Origin of the sequence: Kushneria marisflavi (assembly GCF_002157205.1) — a bacterium.
In the GTDB taxonomy this organism is placed as follows: Bacteria; Pseudomonadota; Gammaproteobacteria; order Pseudomonadales; family Halomonadaceae; genus Kushneria; species Kushneria marisflavi.
Genome location: NZ_CP021358.1, coordinates 2,305,906 through 2,331,027 on the forward strand (window position 1 = coordinate 2,305,906; position 25,122 = coordinate 2,331,027).

Below are 25,122 nucleotides of genomic sequence, written 5' to 3' on the forward strand. Positions count from 1 at the left end.
TTTGACTTAAACGATTAAGACAGCCGTTTGATGTTGCAGCCTCGGAGGCGTTGTCATGAAATCCGGATTGATATGTGCAGGCTCTGTATTGATGGTCCTTGGCGGGATTTCACAGGCTCAGGCCGCTGATCTCACCATCTCGTGTGGCGCCGTGGGTGCCGAACTACAGCTTTGTCAGGCTGGTGTCGAACGCTGGGAAGCCAAAAGCGGTCATAGCGTCGAGGTGGTCTCCACGCCCAATTCGGCCACCGAACGGCTGTCGCTTTATCAGCAGATTCTCGGCTCGCACTCCGGCGATATCGACGTGTTCCAGATCGATGTGGTCTGGCCCGGCATGCTGGCGCCGCATCTGATTGATCTGAATAAGCATCTGCCCAAGGGGGCCACTGATGGCTTTTTCGAGGCCATCGTCGACAACAACACCGTCGATGGCCAGTTGGTGGCGATGCCCTGGTTTACCGATGCCGGCGTGCTTTATTACCGCAAGGATCTGCTCGAGAAATATGACCTTGAGGTGCCTGCCACCTGGGAGGCGCTGACCGAGGCGGCGCACACTGTACAGGCCGGCGAGCGCAAGGCCGGCCACAAGGATTTCTGGGGCTACGTGTTTCAGGGGCGCGCCTATGAAGGGCTGACCGTCAATGCACTGGAATGGATTGCCAGCTACCCCGATGGGGGCACCATCGTGGACGATGATGGCACCATCACCGTCAACAACCCTCAGGCGGTCAGGGCACTGTCACAGGCGGCCGGCTGGATCGACGATATTTCGCCACACGGCGTACTCAATTACACCGAAGAGGAGGCGCGCGGCGTCTTCCAGTCAGGCAATGCCCTGTTCATGCGCAACTGGCCCTATGCTTGGGATCTCGTGCAGTCGGAGCAGAGCAGCATCCGTGACAAGGTCGAGGTTGCCCCGCTTCCCGCCGGAGGCCCGGACGGAGAGAGCGCGGGCGTACTGGGCGGCTGGAACCTGGCGGTATCGCGTTACAGTGATAACCCGGACATGGCCGCCGATCTGGTCGCCTTTCTGACCTCGTTTGATGAGCAAAAGCGCCGCGCCATTGACGGGGCCTATAACCCGACCCTGCCGGCGCTCTATCAGGATGATGAGGTGCTGGCCGCGGTGCCCTTTTTCGGCACGCTCTATGACACCTTTACCTCGGCAGTACCGCGTCCGGCGGCCGTCACCGGCGACAACTATCCGCGCGTCTCCAATGCCTTTTTCAACACCGTCCATGAAGTGCTTTCCGGTAATGTCGCTGCCGATCAGGGGCTTGAGCGTCTCCAGGGAGAGCTTGAGCGTATCAAGCGCCGTCGCTGGTAAAGGGGCCGGGGGATCACACCATGACCGTACGAGAATCGCAGAGCGCGCTGTCTGACAATGCCCGTTACGCCCGCGATGGCAGGGCGTCCGGATCGCTACGTCGCGAGCGCGGTACCCGGGTGCGGCGTCAGCGGGTGCGCGCGGCCTGGCTTTTTCTCACGCCCATGCTGATCGTGCTGGCCGCGGTCGCCGGCTGGCCGCTGTTTCGCACCTTCTGGTTCAGCCTGACCGATGCCAGTCTCTCAAGCCTTGAGGGTGCGCACTTTATCGGGCTGGAGAACTATCTGGTCTTCGATAACGGCTGGTACGGCATTCTGGCCGATCCGCTATGGTGGCAGTCGGTCTGGAATACGCTCTACTTCACCCTGGTGTCGGTATCGCTCGAGGCGGTGCTGGGCGTGATCGTGGCGCTGGTGCTCAACGCTCATTTTCGCGGCCGCACGCTGGTGCGCGCTGCGATGCTGATTCCCTGGGCGATCCCCACCGTGGTATCGGCCAAGATCTGGGCATGGATGCTCAACGATCAGTTCGGGATCATCAATCACATGCTGCTGGGTATCGGAGTAATTGACGCGCCGCTGTCCTGGACGGCAGACGCCAGTCTCTCCATGTGGGCCGTCATCATGGTCGATGTCTGGAAGGCCACACCTTTCGTGGCGCTTTTAGTGCTCGCAGCCCTTCAGATGTTGCCCAGCGACTGCTATGAAGCCGCGAAGGTCGACGGCATTCATCCGGTACGAGTGTTTTTCCGTGTCACGCTGCCTCTGATCACGCCGGCACTGCTGGTAGCGGTGATCTTTCGGGCACTGGATGCGCTGCGCGTGTTCGATGTGATCTACGTGCTGACGTCCAATGCTGCCTCGACCATGACCATGTCGATCTATGCCCGCCAGCAGCTGGTCGAGTTTCAGGACGTGGGGTATGGCAGTGCGGCGTCAACGCTTTTGTTCATGATTATCGCGCTGGTCACGGTGGTCTATCTCTATCTGGGACGCCGCCAGCTGGGAGGAGAGTCATGAGGCTACGTATCCTTAAAGCCGTCGTGTTGAAAATCGGTTTCTGGATGCTGGTGGGCGTTTTGATGCTCTACGCCATTTTTCCCTTTTACTACGCGGTCATTACCTCGCTGAAACCTTCAAGCCAGCTGTTTGAAGTGAGCTACTGGGTCGACAGCCTCGATGTTTCCAACTATGTCGCGGTGCTCTCCCAGCCGGCCTTTCTGGCGGCCATCCGCAATTCGGTGATCGTGGCCGTCAGCGTTGTGATCATCGCGTTGTTGCTGGGGCTGACCGCTGCCTGGGCGCTCGGACGGGTGCGCTTTCGCGGTCGTACCACGGTCATGATGCTGGTGCTGGGCGTGTCGATGTTCCCTCAGGTGGCGGTGCTTTCCGGACTTTTCGAGGTGATTCGCACGCTTGATCTCTACAACTCACCGGGCGGACTGATCCTGAGCTACACCATTTTTACCCTGCCGTTTACGGTATGGATTCTGACCACCTTCATGCGTCAGCTCCCCGATGAGCTTGAAGAAGCGGCCATTGTCGATGGTGCCTCGCCCTGGGTGACGCTGACGAAGGTGTTCATGCCGCTGTTGTGGCCGGCCATGGCCACCACCGGGCTTCTGGCCTTCATTGCGGCCTGGAACGAGTTTCTGTTTGCCCTGACTTTCACGCTGACCGACAGCCAGCGCACCGTGCCGGTGGCGATCGCGCTGATTTCCGGTGGCAGTCAGTACGAACTGCCCTGGGGGCCGATCATGGCGGCCTCGGTGATCGTCACCGTGCCACTGGTGATTCTGGTGGTGATCTTCCAGCGCCGTATTGTCTCCGGACTCACCGCCGGGGCCGTCAAGGGCTGATACCGAACCCTTCGCCGCGCCCGGGCGCGGCGATCTGCAGGAGAGACACATGGCTTCCGTGATGCTTGAGAAGGTCAATAAACGCTTTGGTTCGACCCGGGTGATCGAGGATGTGTCGCTCGATATCGGTGATGGCGAATTCGTTGTCTTTGTCGGCCCCTCGGGCTGTGGCAAGTCGACCCTGCTGCGTCTGATCGCAGGCCTTGAATCAATTACTCATGGCGATCTCAATATCGATGGCCAGAGGGTCAATCACCTCACGCCACCGGAGCGTGGCATCGGCATGGTGTTTCAGTCCTACGCGCTTTATCCGCACATGAGCGTGTATGACAATATCGCCTTCGGCCTGAAACTTGCGAAATCCGATCGGCAGACGGTGGATGAGCGGGTACGCCAGACTGCGAAGATCCTGCAGCTCGATGGCCTGCTGGACCGGTTGCCGAAGGCACTCTCCGGCGGTCAGCGCCAGCGTGTGGCAATCGGACGGGCCATGGCACGTGAACCGAAAATTCTGCTGTTTGACGAGCCGCTGTCCAACCTGGACGCCGCACTGCGGGTGCAGACACGCAACGAGATTGCTCACCTGCACGAGCGCCTTGGCTCCACCATGATCTATGTCACCCATGATCAGGTCGAGGCGATGACGCTGGCCGATCGCATCGTGGTGCTCAGGGCAGGGCACGTCGAACAGACCGGCTCGCCACGCGAGCTTTACGAGCAGCCTGCGTCGCGCTTTGTCGCCGGCTTTATCGGTTCACCCAAAATGAATTTCCTCTCCGTGGCGGCGCGCGCCGAGGGCGATGCAGGCTGTCGGATCAGCATTCCCGGGCTCGGAGAGCACGTGCTGCCACGTCAATTACCGGCCGGCGAGCGAGAAGCGTCCCTGACGCTGGGCGTGCGTCCGGAGCATCTAGCCCCGGTAGCAGCGGAAGGTGAGGCCGGGTTTAAGATCCTCAACGTCGAGTATCTGGGCAGTGAGGCCTATCTTTATCTGGAAGCCCCGGAAGGCGAAGCGCTGGTATGTCGCACCGAGGCCCCGGCGCCCTTTGCACGCGGTGATCGCGTCACTCTGGATTTCGCCCCCCATCGCGCCCATCTTTTTGACCAGGAGGGCCGGGCGTTGCCGCCGGTCGACGCCAGTGAGACCAGGGTGTCGGCCACCATGTCCTGATTTTTCCCCACACGACGGACTCCCATATGACTCAACAGCATTCCCGGCCACAGTGGTGGCATGACGCCGTGATCTATCAGATCTATCCGCGCAGCTTCATGGACGCCAGCGGCGACGGCATCGGCGATCTGAACGGCGTTATCCAGCGACTCGATTATCTGGCCAATCTGGGGGTCGATGCGCTCTGGCTGTCGCCCTTTTACCGCTCCCCCCAGGCGGATGCCGGTTATGACGTGGCCGATTATCGCGACGTCGATCCACTATTCGGCACGCTCGAGGATTTCGATTCGATGCTGTCGGGAGCCCACGAGCGGGCCATGAGAATCATCGTCGACATCGTGCCCAACCACACTTCCAGCGAGCACGTCTGGTTTCAGGAGGCGCTGGCTTCGCCTTCCGGCAGCCGGGCGCGGGCGCGCTACATTTTTCGCGAGGGTCGCGGTGATAACGGCGAGCAGCCGCCCAACAACTGGCAAAGTGTCTTTGGCGGCCCGGCCTGGACGCAGGTGCCGGGTGAGCGCGAATGGTATCTACACCTGTTTGATACGCGTCAGCCCGATCTTGACTGGCGCAATCCCGAAGTGCTCGAAGAGTTCGACAACGTGCTGCGGTTCTGGCTCGAGCGCGGGGTGGATGGCTTTCGCATCGATGTCGCTCACGGCATGATCAAGGCACCGGAACTGCCGGACTGGGAAGGCAGTCAGGAAATGATCGAGGGCGGCAACCGCGGCCCCATGTGGGATCAGGAAGAGGTGCACGAGATTTATCGTCGCTGGAATCGGGTGCTGAGCGAATTCGGCCGTGACCGGATGATGGTGGCCGAAGCCTGGGTACATCCACCGGCGCGAACTGCGCGTTACGTGCGGTCTGACGAGATGCAGCAGGCGTTCAACTTTGACTATCTGCTGGCTCCCTGGGATGCTGAAAAACTCAGGGAAGTCATCGATATCTCGCTTGAAAGCTACGGTGCGGTCGGGGCTCCTACCACCTGGGTGATGTCCAACCATGACGGCGTGCGTCACGCCTCGCGGCTGGGGCTGTCGCACCCGGGGGCGCGGCCCAACGGTATCGATGCCGACGGCGAACAGCCTGACGAGGCGCTGGGGCTGCGTCGGGCACGCGCCCTGATCATGCTGACGCTGGCCCTTCCAGGCTCGGCCTATCTCTATCAGGGCGAGGAGCTGGGCCTTCCGGATCACACCACCATGCCGGCGCGCTATCGTCAGGACCCGACCTTTCATCGCACCAACGGCGAGCAGCTCGGTCGCGACGGCTGCCGAGTGCCGCTTCCCTGGCGTGCCAATGCACCGGCCTTTGGCTTCAACACCACCGGCGAGTGCTGGCTGCCGCAGCCGGAAAGCTACGCCCGCTATGCTGCTGATCTTCAGCTGGAAGATGAGCACTCGACGCTCGAACTCTATCGCCGGCTGCTGGCCATGCGCCACGAATACGGGCTGGGCCATGGCGAACTGGTCTGGCAGGCGACGTCACGCCAGGACGTGCTGAGTCTGACCAATGGCGGCGTGACCCTGGTGCTGAATCTGGGCGAGACACCGGTGGCGCTGCCCGAGGGGCAGGTGGCCCTGCAGAGCGTGACGGACGGCGTCGTCAACGGTCAGCTGGCCGGCAATGCGGCTGTCTGGATGACGACGCCTTGATCATTTCAGCAGGACCGGATGGGCATGACTGGCGAGACGCTGCTCCTCGGGGCAGGGCATGAGTCGACGTCGTCCCATGACGCTCAAGGCGGTCGCAGCGCATCTGGGCGTGTCGACGGCCACGGTTTCCAACGCCTTTAATCGGCCTGATCAGCTCTCGTCAAAGCGTCGCGAGGAGATCCTGACGGCGGCCCGAATGCTGGGATATGACGGTCCAAGCCGTCAGGGCCAAACGCTGCGCACCGGGCGTACCTGCGTTATCGGTGTGATGCTCTCGGATGGTCTGGGTTACAGCCTTGGTGACAGCGTCGCCGGCGGCTTGCTGGCCGGCATTGCCGAGGTGCTTGATGGGCTGGGGTATCACATGCTGCTGCTGACCGACGCGGCCAAAACGGATCGGCAGGGGGCTTCCTTCAATGGCGTCGCCGATGGCTATCTGGTTTATGGCTCAATCCCCGAGGCGGGGACGCTGGCGCTGCTGCGCCATCAGCATCAGCCGCTGGTGACCGTGGACATGCGTCTGCCGGGACTGGCCTCGGTCCGGATCGATCATCGTGCCGGGGCGCTGACCATCGCCCGTCATGCACTGGCCGGCGGCGCGCGTCGCCCGGCCATTCTGGCCCTGCGCATGACGCTGGATGCACCGGGTGGGCGGCTGGCGCGTCGTTCGCAATGGTCCCAACCCAATTCGGTGGCCATGGAGCGGCTGGCCGGATTTGATCAGGCGCTCGAGGAGGCCGGTCACGACCCGGATCAGGTGCCGCTGTGGAACGTTGCCGGTAATACCTTTGAGGCTGCCGCGCCGGTCATCGAAACGCTGCTGGACGAGTCCGGCCCGGATCTTTTGTTGTGCATGTCGGACCGACTGGCGCTCACGGCATTGACGCTGGCCGAGCAGCGCGGAATCGCCGTACCCGAAACGTTACGACTGACCGGCTTTGATGGCATTGCCGAAGGTCAGCGCCGCCGACCCATGCTGACCACGGTGTATCAGGACAGCCACGCCAAGGGGGTCAAGGCCGCGCGCATGGTGACCGGCGAATGCCGGGAACACGATGTGGCGCACCCCGTCTGGCTGATCTACGGCGACACCTGACCTTCGTTGCTCCGAGCTCCCCGTGCCTGAAACTGTAACTCTCTGCCGGTACAGGGTTGTCTATTATCGGTACGCACTTCGCGTCTTCCCGGATAATCATGCCTTTCCAAAATTTCGCTTTCCGATAAGCTTTTTTTTGAACGATGGTTCAAACTGGGCTAATGTCGCTCTGAACCAACACCGAGAAGAGGCAGCATCAAACGTTTTCCGGGCTCTCTTCCAATTTCCAATATCAATCAGGAAGACACATGAGTGAAGCAACCAGGGATCACTCCTCTTCAGAGGACAGACTCAACAAGACCGTCTTTTACGGATCGTTCATAGGCATTGTGGGGTTCTCGCTATGGGCGATGATCGCCACAGAACAGGCCAACAGGGTCATCAACGCCGTTCTGGGCTGGATCGCCAACACTTTTGGCTGGTACTACTTCCTGACCGTTGTCGTCTATCTCGCCTTCGTCATATTTCTTGGTGTCTCCCGCTTTGGCAAGATCCGTCTGGGGCCGGAGCACGCCCGCCCGGATTTCAATATCTTTTCCTGGTCGGCCATGCTGTTTTCCGCCGGGATCGGGATTGGCGTGATCTTCTTTGCTCTGGCCGAGCCGTTGACGCAGTTCTATAAGGCACCCGGCGCGCCCGAGGATCAGATCGAGGCCGCGCGGTACGCCATGCAGTTGACCTTTCTGCACTGGGGGCTTTCGGGCTGGGGGATCTATACGCTGGTCGGGATGTCGCTGGCCTTTTTCAGCTATCGCCATAATCTGCCGCTCACCATCTCGAGCGCGCTCTATCCCATCTTTGGCAAGAAAATCTATGGCCCCATCGGTCATGCCGTGGACATCGCGGCGGTACTGGGGACCGTGTTCGGGATCGCGGCCAGTCTTGGCATCGGGGTCATTCAGCTCAACTACGGGCTGAATTTCATGTTTGGCATTACCGAGAGCGCCTGGACCCAGACCATTCTGGTGCTGATGATCGTGCTGTTTGCCACCATTTCTGCAGTCACCGGGGTCGAGCGGGGCATCCGTCGGCTGTCTGAATTCAACATTCTGCTGGCCGTGGCGCTGTTGCTGTTTGTGCTCTTTGCCGGCAAGACCATCTTCCTGCTCAATGCGCTGGTGATGAACATCGGCGATTATCTCTCCTCTTTCGTGAGGATGTCGTTTGACACCTACGCCTTTGATCGCCCGACGGAATGGCTCAATGGCTGGACGCTGTTCTTCTGGGCCTGGTGGATTGCATGGGGCCCGTTTGTCGGCCTCTTCCTGGCGCGTATCTCACGTGGGCGCACCATCCGTACCTTTGTGGCCGGCACGCTGACGCTGCCGATCGCCTTCATGATGATCTGGATGTCACTGCTGGGGAACAGCGCCATCGACATGGCGATCAACGGTGCGACCGATTTCGGTCAGCAGGTCATGGCTAATCCGCCGTCGGGCATCTATCTCTTCCTGCAGGAGTACCCCTTCCCGGTAGTGACCACGATTGCCGTAAGCGTTCTGGCGATCGTGTTCTTTGTCACTTCGGGCGACTCCGGCGCCCTGGTGCTGTCCAACTTCACCTCGGTTCTCAAGGATGTCAGCAGCGATGCACCGGTCTGGATGCGCATTCTCTGGTCGGCGGTGATCGGTATTCTGACCCTGGCGCTGCTGTTGGCCGGTGGACTCTCCACGCTGCAAAGTGCGGTGGTGATCACGGGCCTGCCGTTTTCGGTCGTGCTCTTTTTCATGATGGCGGGGCTCTACAAGGCGCTCAAGGTCGAGGCCTTCAAGGAGGAAAGCTATCGCCTGAGTCTGGCCGGGTCCCTGTCCGGGCGCATGGGAAGCAGTCGTGGTGGTCGTGGCAACTGGGAGCAGCGTCTTGATCGGGCGATGAATTTCCCGGATCGCAGTGAAGCGCAGGGCTTTCTTGAAGAGCGCGTTCGCCCGGCCATGATGGCCATCAAGGATCGGCTTGAGCATCAGGATGTGGGGGTTCACGTCAACGGCGGCGAGCAGAATGAGCATGACTATCTGGCACTCAACGTCGATTTTGGTGAGGAGCAGAACTTCACCTATCAGGTCTGGACGCGTGCCTTTGCCACGCCGGCCTTTGCCATGCGTACCCGAAAGGCTTCAAGCAATTACTACCGCCTTGAAGTGCACCTTCTGGAAGGGAGTCAGGGGTACGATCTAATGGGCTATAGCGAGCAGCAGGTGATCGACGACATTCTCGATCAGTACGAGCGCCACCTGCAGTTTCTGCATCTCAACCGTATGGAACCCGGCAGCATCAACATGCCGGACAGCCCGGAGCAGCCGCCGGTCTGAGAAGACCGTGTCTGCTGACAACAAAAGGGGTCCGATCATCATGGTCGGGCCCCTTGTCATGAGTGCGGTATCACGGGCACGGCCTGTTTCATGGTTCGGACGTCAATGATCCTTGAGATCAGGAACGGGCGGCCGGACGCGCCAGCGCGATGGCAAGCGCTGCGGCCACGACCAGCGCCACAAAGGCGTAATGCAGCGTGATGGCTTCTGCCAGAAAGCCCAGCATCGGCGGGCCGCCGAGCATGCTCAGATAGCCCAGCATGGCGACCGATGCGATTGCCCCTGAAGGAGACATTGATCGATTGCGCCCGGCCAGGCTCAAAAGACACGGAAACAGGGTCGACATGCCAATGCCGGCCAGCGCAAACCCCGCCAGGGCGGCCATGGGGCTGGCCGCTACAATGGCCAGCCCCAGTCCGACAAGGGCCAGTGCGCTGCCAATCTCGAGTGCGCGTATGGCGCCCACCCGATCCAGCCAGCGATCTCCCAGCAGGCGGCCAACGGCCATGGTGCCGGTAAATACGGCAAGCCCGAGGGCGGCATGCCCACGTGAGGCACCCAGCTCGGTGAGAAAGAGCGCCGACCAGTCCGCCATCGATCCTTCGATAAAGACCACGGCTGCGGCAATGATGCCCAATAGCCAGACCCGGCCCTTCGGACGCACGAAGAGGGCGCCGACCGGGCGCTCGGCGCGTGGTGGCGGGGCCAGCAGATGGCGATGGCTGATCAGAATGCCCACCATCAAGAGACCAGCCACCAGCAGCAGATGCCAGCGCGGGGTCAGCCCCAGCGTGGCCAGCCCTCCGCCCACCAGCGAGCCGGCCATGCCGCCCAGGCTGAACAGCCCGTGAAAGGAGGACATGATGGAGCGTCGGTAACGCCGCTCCAGGGTGGCCGCCTGATCGTTCATGGCGATATTGAGCAGCCCCATGCCAGCGCCAAACACCACCAGCGCCAGACCCAGCGTCAGCATTGAAACCGCCGCGCCGATCAGCACCAGTGAGACCACGATGGCGCAGGCAGCCACACGCGTCATGCGTCGACTGCCAAAGCGTGTGTTGAGATAGTTCGACAGCAGCGTCAGGCCCAGCGACCCGATCACCGGACACAGCAGCAGGGCGCCAAGCTGGGATTGAGACAGCTCCAGCAGATTACGAATATCCGGAATGCGCACCGCCCAGTTGGAAAAGGACAGTCCCGACAGGGCAAAAAACCAGGCAATGGCGGCGCGGCTGGCGGGCGCATGAGCCGTCATGCTCTCGCCGGCAGGGTCACTCATGAAGCACTCCTTGTCACATGGTTCGACAGGGTGCGCCCGTGACTGCCCGTCGGCAGGGGCGCCCTGTCTGCATCAAGGCGATGGTTGGAAAGGGTTATTGCTGTTCTGTGGTGTCTGACATGCAGCCATCATGCACGCTGGTTGTCGATTCGGACTAGCGTCCTGTCGGCGAAAGGGCGTGATGGGTCTGATGATCATCGGTCAGGCGAATCAGTGCCTTGATGACGTCGTCATGCAGTGGCTGTGGCAGCACCGGCTGTTCACCGCGCTGCAAAAAACTCACCAGTTCATTATCGCCCACCACTTTGACATCCTCATTGTCGCGGACGCGCTCGAGATGCCAGCCCGGCATGGCCAGCACGGCCTTGACCGGCACCTCTCGCTTGCAGTCACGGCTCAGACGCTCCTGCAGCCAGCGCCGGGCACGCTGAGCCTCGCGCGTGGGGCGGGTTTCTTCGCGATCAGGGAAAACAAGGCGCTCCCCATCAAGCTTGAGCGTTCGGGGGCTGTTTGCGACGGCTTCGGGGCCGGGCTGGCGGGTGCGCACCAGCAGGGAAAAGATACCGTGATCGGTGACCACGACATGGTCAATGGTGAAGCCCTCGGCAGGCACGTCATGAAATATGCAGGTTCCCTGATGCTGCTCGCGCAACAGGCCCTGCAGGTCATGCGCCACGTTCATGGCGCCGGCCAGCCGCAGGCGAAGATTAGAAATCCGGTAGGAAAGTGCCATCATGAAAGCACCCACGATCATTGCTGCGACCGTGGTGACCAATCCATAGATGCTCCATTCGATCCAGTCCTGATAGGACGAAAAGAGCATGCGTCCCATGCCGTAGATCAAGGGTGTGATCGCAAGGATGGGGCCAAGTGCCCCCGCCAGAAAGAGTCTGACGCGGGCTTCGGCCAGACGCTCGCGGAAGCGGTTGCCGGACTGTCTGAGCCGCTGGCCGGAGGGAGAAAACCCGGGCTTGTCCTGAAAAAGGTGGCGAAGTCCCAGCACCACGACGGCGGTGGCGAACAGGGGAGTCAGAAAAATCAGGGGAAGTAGATATTCCAGCCAGCGCATGACGTCATCCCGATAGATTGAGGGTTAGTCTAGCGTCCTGTCGAGTTGGCATCCATGCCCGGCAGAGATTTTGCTGACACCGTTTTGCGTTCGGCCGTCAGGTTACAGGGAGTCATCATGAGTAGTGTATTGGGTGCCGATCAACAGGCACTGATTGATCTGGTACGGCGCCATCCTCGTCTGTGTGTTCTGACCGGGGCCGGGGTCAGTACCGACAGCGGCATTCCCGATTACCGGGATGAAAAGGGCGAGTGGAAGCGGCCGCCGCCCATGACCCATCAGGTCTACATGACAAGCCATTTGGGGCGTCAGCGCTACTGGGCGCGCAGTCTGGTTGGCTTTCGTTTGCTCGCACACGCCACGCCCGGGCGGGCACACCAGGCCCTGGCCGCGCTGGAAGCGCAGGGGGTTATTGAGGGAATCATTACGCAAAACGTTGATCGTCTGCATCAGAAGGCGGGCAGCCGGCGGGTCGTGGATTTGCACGGCCGAGCCGATCTGGTGCGCTGCATGCAGTGTCAGCTGCTGGTGAGACGCCATGTGCTGCACGATCATCTGGCCACGCTCAATCCCGACTGGGTGGGCATGGAGGCCGAGATTGCCCCGGATGGTGATGCCTATCTCGATGAGGTGGACTTTTCGACCTTCAGATTGCCGGACTGTCCACGCTGTGGGCACGGCATCTTGAAGCCCGATGTGGTCTTTTTCGGTGACAATGTACCGCGTGGACGGCTTGAGCGGGCCATGTCGATACTCGATAACAGCCAGGCCCTGCTGGTGGTGGGGTCATCGCTGATGGTGTTTTCAGGCTTTCGTTTTGCCCGACATGCCGCCTCGAAGGGGATGCCGGTGGCATGCCTTAATCGAGGGCATACTCGCGCCGATACGCTGTATACCCTCAAGTGCGAGGCCCCGATCGATGAGAGTCTGACCGCCCTGCTGAACGGGCTGTCAGACGCGCCCGCTTCGCGGATTACCGGTTGACCGGGGTCAGCGGCACACGCACCTGCTGTGAGAGGGCGCCGTGGGTCAGCACCGGAAGCGGTTCCAGAGTCATATAGCGCGTGCTCTCTCCTTCGAGCAGGGCCGCGCTGAGCGCGTAACGGCGGTCGCTGTCGATACGCTGGCGGTCAAACTGCAGCGCGAAGGGCACCGGCCAGCGGCCGTGGGTGTTCTGATCGACCTGGGCAACAGTGGTGCGACCCTGGGTCATGTCCAGCAGACGAATCTCCAGCCGGGCATCATCGGCAATCGGTGCCTGCTCGTCACTGACCGCGTTACCCGAAAGCGTGGCGAAATCGGGGTCACCGGCAAACAGCGAGCAACCGCTCAAAAGCCCGGTCATGATCAGTGGCGCGGCGGCCAGCAGGGGGCGACAACGGCGGATCTGCATGCTCAGCCTCCTGCCAGTTTGACGGTATAGCCGCGCTTTTCCAGCTCGGCGCGTAGCGTATCGCGATGATCGCCCTGGATCTCGACGACCCCATCCTTGAGCGCCCCGCCACTGCCACAACGTTTCTTGAGTGCCTGCATCAGGCGCTTCAGCTCATCATCCGGCAGCGGTATGCCATGCAGGGTGGTCACGCCCTTGCCCTTGCGGCCGGCCGTTTCCCGTTTGAGGCGTACGATGCCATCAAGTGATGCCAGACGCGCCGCTTCCTGCGTCTTTTGTGCATCATTCTCGTCATGCTTGCGCATGTCTCCGGTTTCAGTGGAATACACCTTGCAGCTCAACTGATCGCGCAGTGATGACATTGTCCGACTCCTGCTTGCCTCATGAACCCCCAAGAATAGCGCAGCGCCGGCGTCCTTCGAAATGCACGAGCGTCTACACGTGAGAAATACAGACCCAAAGCGGCCCTTTTTGTTCAATTGATCCCGGGGGGGCTGGGTAAACTCATGATCATTCAATGACGTCGAGTTCATCGACGCACCGGAACTTTGATCATTCTCCACGAGGGCTCGTCATGCGACGTATCGCAACCGCTGTCATTACCGGATCACTGCTGCTGGTCACCAGCGCCGCCGCCAACGCCGAAGAACACTGGTCGGTCGCCGGCAGTGCCGGTACGACCGGTCTGGGTGCCAATGTGAGCTGGCGCTTTCATGATCACTTCGCCCTGACGGCAGGCTACAGCGGCTACAACTATGATGATCTGGATCATACCAACGGCGACGTGACCTACAAGGGTGAGGTCGACATGGATATCTACAGCCTCAAGCTGGATATCTATCCGTGGGTGAACAGCGGCTTTTTCATCTCGGCAGGTGCGGTCAAGCCCGATGTTCAGCTCAGAGCCGTTGGTCGTTATACCGGGGACGATACATTTGACGATATCGGCGGCCTTTCCCTGGATCCCGATAGCGCTCGCCTGAATGGTCACGGCAAGCTTTCCGATAGTGTTGAGCCCTATCTGGGCATCGGCTGGCGCAACAGTTCGAAGCAGGGGCTGGGCTTCTATGCCGAGGCCGGCGCTTTCTGGATCGACCCCAGCGTGTCTCTGACACCCAGAGGCGAAGCCTTCGATAATCCTGCGACCGGCGCTACCGCCAGACAGCTTGCAGAGCCGTATGTACGTGAACAGGAAGATGATCTGCGTGATGAGCTGAACAAGTACAACATCTACCCGGTCGCCGTCATTGGTATCGAATACACGTTTTAATCCCGGTTTCTCGTGAGGCCTGCCCCGCTTTTGCGGGGCTTTTTTGTGCCTGTGATTCGGCGTCTCAAGGTCGCCATTGACCCGGTCGATAAGTCCTTCATGCCCGCCTGAATTGTCCGGCCCGGGTGGGGCCTTTCCAATGGAAGGATGGCGCGCCCTTATCGGCAGTGGCAAGGCATTCAACCGCCGCAGGCCGGTACCGCGGACAATGGAAACCACCATGCAGGATGATGCCACCGAGCTGGATCAGGCCCTGGAGGGCGGAGGACAGCTGGATCGGGTTTCGATACCCCCTGAACTGTCGCGCGCCTTTGCTGACGCCACCCTGACCGTGCGTCGCCGTGCCCTGTCGAAGTCCGTAGTCATCGGGCTGGGATTTTATGAGGCCTTTGCGCTGGGTGACGCTTTCGCCGTTCCGGACCGACTTGAACTGGCGCTGACCTTTCGTTTTGCCATCATCCTGCCGCTGGGACTGATGGTGGTCTGCTGGCTTCGCCGTACGCGCTGTGCGTTGATCCTGCAGCAGGTCGTGGCCTGTGGCTTTCATCTGGTGGTGGTGGCGCTGCTGGCGCTGCTTGTGGTGCTCTCCGACTCCGTCAATGCGCTGGGATTTGTCTTTGCCAGCTACGCCCTGCTGATGTTCATGGTGATCAGCATGGCGCTTCCCCTATCACTGGTGGCGGTACTGGCCACCTTTGTGGTGCTGATCCAGGCGGTGGCGATTGCCCACGGACCACTCATGTACCCGGCGCTTGAGCTGCATAATCTGATGATTGCCATTGTGATCATCGGGCCTGCGACCTTTGCCAATCGGGCGCTGGAAAATGATCGCCGGCGGCACTTTCTGCTGATGGAGCGTGAACGGTATCGACAGCGCCTGCTAGCCGAGCAGCGCGATATGCTGGCGCGTCTGGCCGCGCTTGATCCCCTGACCGAGCTGGCCAACCGGCGCGGTTTTCATGCCGGCATCGCGGGTGACCTTGATCGTCTGGCGCCAGGGTCGCTGGTGGCAATGGCCATGATCGATATCGACCATTTCAAGACCTATAACGACCACTACGGCCACGGCGCCGGTGATGAAGCGCTCAGGCGCGTGGCTCGAGCGCTCAGGGAGGCCGCTCGACCAATCGGGCGCGTCGGGCGGATGGGCGGTGAGGAGTTTGCCGTGTTCATTCCGGGCATCACCGGTCATGAGCTGGTCCTTTATGCCGAGCGTCTGCGTGCCAGCGTGCAGCGTCAGGCGCTGGTACATCATCACAGCGCTACGGCCAGTGTCATGACCATTAGTGTCGGGGTGGCGTTGGGGTGTCCGGAAACCTCGGATATTGAGGCGCTTTTCGAGACGGCCGACGCCGCGCTTTATCGTGCCAAGGCGGCCGGGCGCAACCGGGTGAGCATCGAGGATCTGACCCGTCCGGATATGGGTGCCTGCCGAGAACGGCCTGATACAGGGTGAATCTCGCAGGTCTGCCTGACAGTATCGAAAGCGTGCGCCATGCTTGATGGGATCGTTGTCATTTACGAACACATCAGGAGCTCACATGGCACAGGGAAGGGTGCGTTACGCCGTGGTCGGCGGTGGCGAAATTTCACAGGGCGCATTCATGCCGGGTATTGCGGCCAGCGATCACTCGGAAATGACGGCGCTGGTGACTGGCGACCCCAAAAAGGCCGAGGTGCTAGGCAAGCGCTACAACCTCAAGGTCTACGGCTACGATGACTACGAGACGCTTTTAAACTCCGGCGAGATTGACGCGGTTTATATCGCCACGCCCAACTTCCGTCACCGCCAGGACACCGTTCCGGCGCTGAGTGCCGGCATTCACGTGCTGCTGGAAAAGCCGATGGCGACCAGCATTGAAGATTGCCAGGCGATGATCGAGGCCGCCGAGCGCGGTAATGCCAAGCTCATGATTGCCTATCGACTGCATCACGAGCCGGGCACGCTGGAGATGATCCAGCACATGCGAGAGGGCACCATCGGTGCGCCGCGTACCTTCTCCTCGCAGCTCACTCAGGACCTTAATCCGAAAAACCATCGCGCCCTGCACGGCTACTGGGCCGGGCCGGTGCCCGACATGGGTGCTTATCCGATCAATGCCGTGCGCCATCTTTTCGGCGCCGAGCCGATCGAAGTCAGTGCCATGAGTGACAATACTCCGGGGCGTGACTACACCTGCGATGACAGCGTGACCGTCAGCCTGCGGTTTCCTGAAGGGCGGCTGGCCCAGTTTTTCGTCAGCTACGCCACCAGCGGCCACAATCATCTCTCGGTGATTGGCGAGCGCGGCGCGCTGATGGCAAGGCCCAGCTACATGTTTGGCCCAACGGTCTCGATCGACTATGACCTGAGCGTTGACGGTAAAACCACCACGCATTCGCCCGGTCCGGTCGAGCAGTTCGGCGGGCAGACGGACTATTTCTCCCACTGCATTCTCAATGACATCGACCCCGAAGCCGATGGCACGGAAGGGCTGCGCGACGTGCGCATTCTGGAAGCCATCGAACGGGCTCTGGAAACCGGTCAGCCACAGACGCTCGAACCGCTCGACTACCGTGAGCGCATTCGGCCGGATCAGGTCCGTCGACTGACGCCGGTCGAGCCGCCGGAAGTGGTCAGCGTTGAGACCATCAGCGGCGATTGAGCCTGCCGCCATGACGTTCAGGCCTGTCATGGCCCGTCAGGTCAAAAAGGGCCGCCCGAGCGGGCGGCCCTTTTCATGCCCGCCTATCGCCCGGGCAGGTTGCCATGATCAGGAGAGAATCAGCATCGGTTTTACCTCTGGATGACGGTCGTGCCAGATCAATGCCTGACGCCAGTCGGTAAGCCTGAAATCCCGTGTTGCCGGCATCTCGATGTCACGCAACAGTGCCCAGAGCGTTTTAAAGCTTTCCTGCCACTGATAACGGTCCAGTCCGGCAATGTGATCGCGCAGATGAAAGTGACGTATGCGAGCGTCCATGTGGTGCGGGCTGATGGGCACGCCGGAGAGCAGGCCATAGGTGATAAATACGCCGTCGGGCGCCATGCCGGCCAGCAGTCGATCAGCCAGCCGGCCGCCGGCCGCGTCAAAGATGCGTCTGGCGCGCGCGGCGGCAGCATCAATGGCGGCATGATCCTTCTGGTCCAGTACATTGACCCCCATGGCCGTCAGCGCCTCGCGATGATGGTCGCTGCGACAGATGCCGGTCACCGAGCGGGCGCCACAGCACAGCGCCCACTGCGCCAGAAGGCGAGCACAGTTTGAGCCGGCGGCCGTCAGGAGTACATCACACCCCTCGACCGGCCAGCGCTGAAGCATGGTCATGGCCGTCATCGGATTGATCCAGGCACGCGCCGCCACATGATCGGGGATATCGTCAGGCACGGGGATGGCCAGTTCCGGATTGCAGTCCAGCGATTGCTGCCAGGTGCCGGGGCCGCGGAGCGGCAGCACCCGGCGCCCCTCAAGCGCCTGCCATGGTCCGTATGCCTCGGTCACCACGCCTACGCCCTCATGTCCGGCCACCAGTGGTGGGGTGATCCTGTGACGATAGGCGCCGGCAATCGGGATCAGATCCGAAGGGTTGACGGGCGCACAGCGCATGCGCACGCGCATGAGTTCCCGGGCGAGGGGGCCGTCGGATCGTGGCTCAAGGTGCAGGACGTTCAGCGGTGAGCCAAAACGGTGATAACGCAACGCAGGGGCCGGCATATTGATCGACATGTCGACGTGGGCATTGGCAGCCGTCATGGAAGATTCTCCTTTTGAATTATTGTGGTTAAAACAGATCGATCTGCTGATGGGGCGGCGCAAATCGTGTGGTATCGAGGCGTTCTTCCTCGCGGCGCCGATTGAGCCCGAGGCGGCGAATGGCCAGTCGAAAGCGCTGGGCGAGCAGGTCGGCGAAGGGACCTTCACCACGCAGACGGTGGCCAAAGCGGTTGTCGTATTCGCGTCCGCCACGCGACTGGCGAATCAGGCTCATGACATGTTCAGCCCGCTCCGGGAAATGCTCACTCAGCCACTGCTCGAACAGGGGACGCACTTCAAGGGGCAGGCGCAGCAGGGTATAGCCGGCGCTGGTGGCGCCGGCCTCGAATCCTGCCTTCAAGAGCCTTTCGAGCTCCATGTCGTTGATCATGGGAATCATCGGCGCGGTGATGATGCCGACAGGGATTTCTGCTGCCCGGAGCGAGCGAATGACCCTCAAGCGCGTGCCGGGGGAAGCGGCCCGGGGCTCCATGATCCGCTTGAGGCCCGGCTCCAGCGTGGTAAAGCTGATAATGACCCGTACCAGCCGATGGCGGGCCAGCTCGGTGAGTAGATCGAGATCGCGCAGGATCAGCGCACTGCGCGTGGTGATCGTGAGCGGATGGCGATGTTGCAACAGCACCTTGAGCAGCTGTCGGCTCAACTGATGCTGGCGCTCGATGGGTTGATACGGATCGGTGTTGGCGCCGAGCGCCAGGGGCTCGCAGACGTAGCCGGGGCGGGCAAGTTCCTCGGCCAGCAGGGCGGCCATGTTGGTACGGGCGATCAGGCGCGTTTCAAAATCAAGCCCCGGCGACAGGTCCCAGTACGCATGCGAGGGCCGGGCAAAGCAGTAGATGCAGCCATGCTCGCAGCCCCGATAAGGATTGAGTGAGGAGGAGAAGGGCATGTCCGGCGACTGGTTGCGCGAGATGGCCGTGCGGCTATGCTCCTGGCGCACCTCGGTGGCCCGGCTGGCAGGCGCCTCGTCCTGCCACCAGCCGTCATCCACCGCCTCGATGTGAATACGCTCAAAGCGGTGATGCAGATTGCCGCTGGCACCGCGGCCGATAATGGGTCCACCCGACATGACAAAGCTCTCCCTGAATACTGTTTAAATATACAGCTATATTAGGGAGAACCCAAGCCATCCCGGACTTTACCGTTACGGTGACGCCAGCGCTCCGAGATCCTTCAGCAGCGTCTCGAGCCGCGCCTCGGTAAAGCTCGAAAAGGAGACCAGCGCCCGTAACGGCAGGTAGTGGCCCATGGCATCCATCAGGTCGTCACCGCCGCTTCGCCCCATCAGACCGTTGAGCATCGGCAGCTCATCGGCAATGTCGGCCAGGTGCTCGCGCAGTACCCGGGTGGTGTCGTCGCGACGCTGTAAATCCCCCAGCAGGGTGTTGCGATCAATATCCGGCAGCGGCGTCTCATCACCCTGCACTTCAAGGCAGCGGCTCAGACGAATGTCACGCGAGGAAGCGCCGATGCGCACCTCGAAAGTGCCGGTCGGCAGGCGCCACTCGGCGCGCTCGGCGTCATACCAGCAGAAATCCCGACGGGTGAGTGACAGCTCGATTCGCGCGGTCTCACCTGGCGCCAGCGTCACCCGGTCGAAACCGCGCAGGGTCTGCTCGGCCACCGGCACGGTTTGCGTCCGGTCGCTCAGGTAAAGCTGCACAATCTCGCTGGCTTCGATCTCACCGCTGTTGGTGATGTCACAGCTGACCGTCAGAGCGCCCTGACCGTCGTAGACGCTGGCAGAGAGCGCCAGGTTGGCGTAGTCAAAGCGGCTATAGCTCAGCCCGTGACCGAAGGGAAACAGTGGCTCGGTGCCCAGAGTGTCGTAGTGACGATAGCCGACAAAAATGCCCTCGCCGTAGCGCACCACATCGCCTTCCCCGGGGAAATTGAGATAGGCCGGTGTGTCTTCCAGCCGCCGCGGAAAGGTTTCGGCCAGCTTGCCGCTCGGCGAGACCTCGCCATAAAGCAGATCGGCCAGCGCCGCGCCGACGGCCTGACCGCCCAGATAGCCTTCCAGAATGGCGCTGACCCGACCGGCCCAGGGCATCGCGATCGGTGAGCCGTTGGCCAGCACCACCACGGTATTGGGCTGCGCGCGGGTGACCGCTTCGATCAGGGCGAGCTGATTGGCCGGCAGGTTCAGATGCGTACGGTCATAGCCTTCGGACTCGTGACGCTCGGGCAGACCCAGACAGAGCACGGCAACGTCGGCGTGGCTTGCGGCGGTCGCTGCGTCCTGCTCGAGCGGCTGATCGGGCGCATCGCGGTCAATCTCGAAGCCTTTTGTATAGTCAAAGCTCGCGTTCCGGGTCTTGAGCGCCTCCAGCAGGGTTTCGACGCGGGTGGCGTTGACGTGTGAGCTGCCGCCACCCTGATAGCGCGGTCGCTCGGCAAATTCACCGATCACCGCCACGCGCTGTGTGTCCGTCAGCGGCAGGGTGCCATCGTTTTGCAGCAGCACCATGCTGTCGCGTGCAATGTGGCGGGCCAGCTGATGATGGGCCTCGGTGTCGAAGTGTGCCTGCTCGAGGCGGGCATCATGGGCTTGAAAGATAAGGCGCAGCAGGCGCTCGACGGCACGATCCAGCACCGCTTCTTCCAGGCGGCCCTCTCTGACCGCTGCAGCGATCTGCGCGTCGCGCTCGCCGATGGGGGCAGGCATTTCCAGCTCCATGCCGGCCTCAAGCCCGGGCACGCGCTCGTTGACCGCGCCCCAGTCGGAGACCACAACCCCCTCGAACCCCCACTCATCGCGCAGGATATCGGTCAGAAGCCTGCGATGTTCGCTGCAGTAATCGCCGTTGACCCGGTTATAGGCGCACATCACCGTCCAGGGCTGAGCCTGCTTCACCGCATGTTCAAAGCTTGCCAGATAGATTTCGCGCAGGGTGCGCTCATCGATGCGGGCATCCACCGACATGCGGCGATGCTCCTGATTATTGGCGACAAAGTGCTTGAGCGAGCTGCCTACGCCGCGTGACTGGGTGCCACGAATATGGGCGGCCGCCAGATGCGAGGAGAGCAGCGGGTCTTCGGAGAAGTACTCGAAATTGCGTCCGCACAGCGGCGAGCGCTTGATGTTGGCCCCCGGCCCCAGCACCACATGCAGTCCTTCGGCCTGGGCTTCATCGCCCAGCGCGGCACCAAGCTGTTCGAGCCGCTCGATGCTCCACGAGCTGGCAAGCCCTGCCGCAGTGGGAAAGCAGGTGGCCGGCTTGCTGTCGTTGACGCCCAGATGATCCTGCTCCTCACCCTGGGCGCGCAGCCCGTGCGGGCCGTCGGAGAGGTTGATCGCGGGGATACCCAGACGCTCGATGGCTTTCGTGCGCCAGAAGTTCTCGCCCGAGCACAGGCCGGCCTTTTCCTCCAGGGTCATCTGTTCGATCAGTGTCTGCCAGTCGCGCATGTGCTGGATGTCCTTGTCGCTTGAAGGGGGAGAGGAATAAAGGGATGGAGGGATAACTCAGGCGGCCGTGGGTTTGGCGGTACGGATCTCGGCCATGCGACGATCGCCGAGCGGATAGATCAGCATCAGCACCGCCACGCCAAGTGCGCCCACGGCCGGCATTACGCTCATCATCGATTTGATCAGTACCAGCACGGTCTCGCTCTGCTCGGTATTGGGGATATAGCCATAGAGGCTGAACAGCACGCCGGTCAGCAATCCGCCGATGCTCATGCCGAATTTCTGGCTGAAGGTGACGGCGCTGGTGGTCGTGCCGGTCGCGCGGCGGCCACTTTCGTATTCCACGTAGTCGGCGATATCGCCCACCATGGCCCACATGGTCGGGGCGATGACGCCGTTGATGAATTTGGCGGCCATGAAGGCCGCGAAGTAGAACGGCATCCCATGATCGGCGGCCACGAAAAAGCTCGCCAGGGCAAGGCCATAGGCCAGGTTGGCCCCGATCATGACGCGACGCTTGCAAAAGCGGCGCATCACCAGCTGATTGAAGATCACGCCGGCCACCATGCTGGTGTAGCCCATGGCCAGAAACAGCGAGACGGAAGACTCCTGGCCGAGGTAATACTTGAAGAAATAGATGGCGGCCGAGTCCGGCATCAGCATGAGGGTGAAGATCAGGATACTGGTCGCGAACATGATCCAGAACGGACGGGCGCGGGCAATGTGGGCAAGGCTTTTGAGCGGGTTGCTGGCGCTGTCGCCTTCTACATAACGCTCGCGTACACCCTTGAAGGTCAGCAAAAACACCAGAAAGGTGATGACGCCGTAAAGGGCATAGGTCAGGGCAAAGCCGCGCTGCTCGTCACCGTTGCCCAGCAGTTCCACCAGTGGCAATGTGGCGTAGCTGATCAGGACAAAGGCAATGTAGGACAGCAGCATGCGGTAGTTGGTCAGCTGACGCCGCTCGTCGTTGTCGGTCGTCATCGAGACCGGTAGCGCCGAATAGGGGATATTCACCAGGGTATAGAGCCCCATCAGGGCAATGTAGGTGACAAAGGCGTAAAGGATGCGGCCGTTTTCACTCAGTGACGGCGTGGTAAAGGTCAGGGCCAGCATGGCCCCGAGTGGCAGCGAGAAAAACAGCAGATAAGGGCGTAGCCGGCCAAAACGGGTGCGGGTGCGATCAGCCAGCAGACCCACGGCCGGGTCGGTCACGGCGTCCCAGAGCCGGGTCACCAGAAATAGCGTCCCGACCAGTGCCGGGCTAAGGCCAAAGACGTCGGTATAGAAGTACATCAGATACAACGACAGCGAGGCCCATGTGAAGGCGCTGGCAAAGTCACCCAGCCCGTAGCTCAGCTTCTCCTGCACGTTAAGCATTGAGACATCCTTGTCGTCGATGGGCGTCCATGAAACCGGTTTCATGGTGCCGTCTCAATCTGCTTCGCGCCATGCGACCTTGGCAGGAAAGGCGTCATCACCATGATCAGCGAAAGCGGCCTGGGTGTGGCAGCAGGCCGCTTGCCGTGACGCGTGGCATCTGGTCAAGTAGCCGCATCATTTAAAGGACAACATTATGCCGACCATTCGCGAGGTTGCCGCTTATGCCGGTGTCTCTCCTGCCACGGTGTCCCGCGTCATGAAGGGGGAGGTGCCGGTCAATGCCGAGACCCGCGCACGCGTTAAAGCCGCCATCGATGCGATGGGATATGCCCCCAACGCCTTCGCCCGCTCGCTGGCGTCCAATCGGCTGGGCGGGGTGGGGCTTGTCATCTCGCATCTGGCCGGTCCCTTCATGGGCCGGGTCATGATGACGCTGGAGGCGACGCTGCGCCGTGCCAACGTGTCCCTGCTGGTCGCCAGCGGTGGGGGAGAGGTCGAGCGCGAGCGCGACGCCGTCGATTTTCTGCGCGGTCGGCGCTGTGACGGGTTGATCGTGCATGCCAATGCGCTGTCCGATGCGGCGCTGGCAACGCTTGCCACGGCAACCCCGCTGGTGGTGTTCAACCGCCGAGTGCCGGAAATCGAGGCGCACTGCATTCATCTGGACAATGAGTACGGGGGCTATCTGGCCACGCGGCATCTGCTGGATCAGGGACATCGCCACATTGGCTGTCTGACCGGACCGCTGCGCCAGCAGGATGCCGCCGGACGGCTGGCCGGTTATCAAAGGGCCCTGCGCGAGCAGGGGATCGAGATGGATGAGCAGGCCATCATCGAGGGCGATTTTACCGAGCAGGCGGGGGAGCAGGGCATGGCTGCCCTGCTGGCGCAGAAGGTGCCAGTCACGGCGCTGGTGGCCGGCAACGACGACATGGCGCTGGGTGCCATGTCAGTGCTGCGCGCACAGGGATACTCGATTCCCCGTGACATGTCGCTGGTAGGGTATGACAACGAAGCCTGCGCCCGACATGTCGTCCCGGCCCTGACGACCGTTCATGCCCCGCTCGAAGAAATGGCGCAGGAAGCCGCCGAACGGCTGCTCAAGCTGGTGGCAGGCGTTTCGCTGCCGCCCTCGACGCCTTTCATGCCCACGCTGATCGAGCGCGATACGGTTGGGCCGGCGCCGACCTGATCACTTCTTTGATGAGGGAGGCGGGGCGTCTTCGTCGGTAAGCGCTTCACGGGGCGCCCTTTTGGGCCGCTTCACATTGATAATGGCGATCCCGCCCACCACCAGGGCACCGCCGATCAGCTTGCTGAGCGCCAGGCTCTCGCCCAGCATCAGTATGCCCAGCAGTACCACCACCAGTGGCGTCAGAAGTGACAGCGGAATGAGGCGTGACACCGAGTGTCGTCGCAGCAGGGTGTTCCAAAGGCCATAGGCGAGAATCGAGGACATCACGGCGCTATAGGTCACGGCGCCCCAGCCTCGCCAGCCGGCCTCGGTCATGGCCGTCCACTGATGCTGTTCAAACAGCAGTGAGCCCACCCCGACCAGCGGAATGGCGAACATCGACAGCCAGCCGGCCATGGTCAGCGGCTCGATCTCCGGTCCCGTCTTGACCAGCAGATTGGTAATCGCCCAGCCCAGCGCGCTCAACAGTAAAAGCGTCAGCGCCAGTGGGCCGGGCAGGGTGGGGCCACCGGCCAGTACCACCACGCCGGAAAAGGAGACCAGCATGCCGATGACCGGCTTCAGCCGCAGACGCTCCTTCAAAAAGATGGCGGCCAGAATCGTGGCAAAGGGCGTGCCCAGCTGGACCAGCAGTGCCCCGGTGCCGGCCTCGGCGTAGTTGAGCCCGATGAACAGAAACCCGAAATGCATCAAGCCGAAACTGGCGGCGAGCTTGAGCACCAGCGGCAGCTGTACGCGCGTAATGCGGGTAAAGGGTACGATCAGCGCTGCTACCAGCGCAAAGCGAAGGGTGGTCATCAAAAGCGGCGGCATCTCATCAAGGCCGAGCTTGATCATGATGTTGTTGAACGCCCATATCAGAATGACGGCCAGGACCAGATAGAAATCGCGAAGCGGCACGGGGGCTCCTGTCAATGTCGGGCAAGACCGAGCGTTCGGGCATATTG

The 25,122-nt window shown here is 61.6% G+C and carries 21 protein-coding genes; 12 read left to right on the plus strand and 9 right to left on the minus strand.

Annotated elements, in window-relative coordinates; genetic code table 11:
• The first annotated feature begins 55 nt into the window (after window positions 1–55).
• The 7 genes from B9H00_RS10455 to betT all read left to right on the plus strand — a co-directional run bounded on the left by B9H00_RS10455 (window position 56) and on the right by betT (window position 9,419).
• Complete coding sequence (locus B9H00_RS10455) at window positions 56–1,327, plus strand: ABC transporter substrate-binding protein (protein ID WP_086900609.1); 1,272 nt, start codon at window positions 56–58, stop codon at window positions 1,325–1,327.
• A 20-nt stretch (window positions 1,328–1,347) separates the two neighbouring features.
• Window positions 1,348–2,346, plus strand: coding sequence for a carbohydrate ABC transporter permease (locus B9H00_RS10460; RefSeq protein WP_086900610.1), 999 nt, complete (start codon window positions 1,348–1,350; stop codon window positions 2,344–2,346).
• Entirely contained in the window at window positions 2,343–3,185 is an 843-nt protein-coding gene (locus tag B9H00_RS10465) for a carbohydrate ABC transporter permease (RefSeq protein ID WP_086900611.1), read from the plus strand. Before B9H00_RS10460 ends, B9H00_RS10465 begins: the two co-directional genes overlap by 4 nt.
• Window positions 3,186–3,234: 49 nt before the next feature.
• Entirely contained in the window at window positions 3,235–4,356 is a 1,122-nt protein-coding gene (locus B9H00_RS10470; RefSeq protein ID WP_086900612.1) for an ABC transporter ATP-binding protein, read from the plus strand.
• A 26-nt stretch (window positions 4,357–4,382) separates the two neighbouring features.
• Window positions 4,383–6,014, plus strand: coding sequence for a glycoside hydrolase family 13 protein (locus B9H00_RS10475; RefSeq protein WP_086900613.1), 1,632 nt, complete (start codon window positions 4,383–4,385; stop codon window positions 6,012–6,014).
• 58 nt (window positions 6,015–6,072) lie between these two features.
• Complete coding sequence (locus B9H00_RS10480; protein WP_086900614.1) at window positions 6,073–7,110, plus strand: LacI family DNA-binding transcriptional regulator; 1,038 nt, start codon at window positions 6,073–6,075, stop codon at window positions 7,108–7,110.
• 248 nt (window positions 7,111–7,358) lie between these two features.
• Complete coding sequence (gene betT, locus B9H00_RS10485; protein WP_086900615.1) at window positions 7,359–9,419, plus strand: choline BCCT transporter BetT; 2,061 nt, start codon at window positions 7,359–7,361, stop codon at window positions 9,417–9,419.
• A gap of 118 nt (window positions 9,420–9,537) precedes the next feature.
• On the opposite strand, the gene B9H00_RS10490 is transcribed toward betT, so the two are convergent.
• Window positions 9,538–10,698, minus strand: a complete 1,161-nt coding sequence (locus B9H00_RS10490) for an MFS transporter (protein ID WP_086900616.1) — start codon at window positions 10,696–10,698, stop codon at window positions 9,538–9,540.
• 154 nt (window positions 10,699–10,852) lie between these two features.
• The gene (locus B9H00_RS10495; protein WP_086900617.1) at window positions 10,853–11,767 is read right to left on the minus strand and encodes an NERD domain-containing protein; all 915 of its coding nucleotides are present in this window, start codon (window positions 11,765–11,767) and stop codon (window positions 10,853–10,855) included.
• Window positions 11,768–11,884: 117 nt separating this feature from the next.
• On the opposite strand from B9H00_RS10495, the gene B9H00_RS10500 reads away from it, so the two are divergent.
• Complete coding sequence (locus B9H00_RS10500; protein WP_086900618.1) at window positions 11,885–12,751, plus strand: NAD-dependent protein deacetylase; 867 nt, start codon at window positions 11,885–11,887, stop codon at window positions 12,749–12,751.
• Here B9H00_RS10500 and B9H00_RS10505 read toward each other — a convergent pair.
• Entirely contained in the window at window positions 12,741–13,160 is a 420-nt protein-coding gene (locus B9H00_RS10505) for a YbaY family lipoprotein (protein ID WP_086900619.1), read from the minus strand. The genes B9H00_RS10500 and B9H00_RS10505 overlap by 11 nt on opposite strands.
• Window positions 13,161–13,162: 2 nt before the next feature.
• Entirely contained in the window at window positions 13,163–13,522 is a 360-nt protein-coding gene (locus tag B9H00_RS10510; RefSeq protein WP_086900620.1) for a translation initiation factor, read from the minus strand.
• Window positions 13,523–13,734: 212 nt separating this feature from the next.
• Between B9H00_RS10510 and B9H00_RS10515 the strand changes: the two genes are divergently transcribed.
• The 3 genes from B9H00_RS10515 to B9H00_RS10525 all read left to right on the plus strand — a co-directional run bounded on the left by B9H00_RS10515 (window position 13,735) and on the right by B9H00_RS10525 (window position 17,075).
• Entirely contained in the window at window positions 13,735–14,430 is a 696-nt protein-coding gene (locus B9H00_RS10515; RefSeq protein WP_086900621.1) for a hypothetical protein, read from the plus strand.
• Between the two features lie 220 nt (window positions 14,431–14,650).
• Window positions 14,651–15,886, plus strand: a complete 1,236-nt coding sequence (locus B9H00_RS10520; protein ID WP_157663212.1) for a GGDEF domain-containing protein — start codon at window positions 14,651–14,653, stop codon at window positions 15,884–15,886.
• 85 nt (window positions 15,887–15,971) lie between these two features.
• Window positions 15,972–17,075, plus strand: coding sequence for a Gfo/Idh/MocA family protein (locus B9H00_RS10525; RefSeq protein ID WP_086900623.1), 1,104 nt, complete (start codon window positions 15,972–15,974; stop codon window positions 17,073–17,075).
• Window positions 17,076–17,183: 108 nt separating this feature from the next.
• Here the strand turns inward: B9H00_RS10525 and B9H00_RS10530 are convergent, their stop codons facing one another.
• The 4 genes from B9H00_RS10530 to B9H00_RS10545 all read right to left on the minus strand — a co-directional run bounded on the left by B9H00_RS10530 (window position 17,184) and on the right by B9H00_RS10545 (window position 23,022).
• The gene (locus B9H00_RS10530; protein WP_211329630.1) at window positions 17,184–18,164 is read right to left on the minus strand and encodes a zinc-dependent alcohol dehydrogenase family protein; all 981 of its coding nucleotides are present in this window, start codon (window positions 18,162–18,164) and stop codon (window positions 17,184–17,186) included.
• Window positions 18,165–18,192: 28 nt separating this feature from the next.
• Entirely contained in the window at window positions 18,193–19,254 is a 1,062-nt protein-coding gene (locus B9H00_RS10535; protein WP_086900624.1) for a PA0069 family radical SAM protein, read from the minus strand.
• Window positions 19,255–19,329: 75 nt separating this feature from the next.
• A complete protein-coding gene (locus tag B9H00_RS10540; RefSeq protein ID WP_086900625.1) occupies window positions 19,330–21,597 on the minus strand; it encodes a glycoside hydrolase family 3 C-terminal domain-containing protein in 2,268 nt (755 codons plus the stop codon).
• Window positions 21,598–21,654: 57 nt separating this feature from the next.
• Window positions 21,655–23,022 (minus strand): MFS transporter, encoded by a 1,368-nt coding sequence (locus tag B9H00_RS10545; RefSeq protein WP_086900626.1) that lies wholly within the window; start codon window positions 23,020–23,022, stop codon window positions 21,655–21,657.
• Window positions 23,023–23,173: 151 nt separating this feature from the next.
• On the opposite strand from B9H00_RS10545, the gene B9H00_RS10550 reads away from it, so the two are divergent.
• Window positions 23,174–24,172 carry a LacI family DNA-binding transcriptional regulator gene (locus B9H00_RS10550; protein ID WP_086900627.1) on the plus strand — a complete coding sequence of 333 codons (999 nt, stop codon included), beginning with the start codon at window positions 23,174–23,176 and terminating at the stop codon, window positions 24,170–24,172.
• Here the strand turns inward: B9H00_RS10550 and B9H00_RS10555 are convergent, their stop codons facing one another.
• Window positions 24,173–25,075, minus strand: coding sequence for a DMT family transporter (locus tag B9H00_RS10555; protein ID WP_086900628.1), 903 nt, complete (start codon window positions 25,073–25,075; stop codon window positions 24,173–24,175).
• Between the last annotated feature and the right edge of the window lie 47 nt (window positions 25,076–25,122).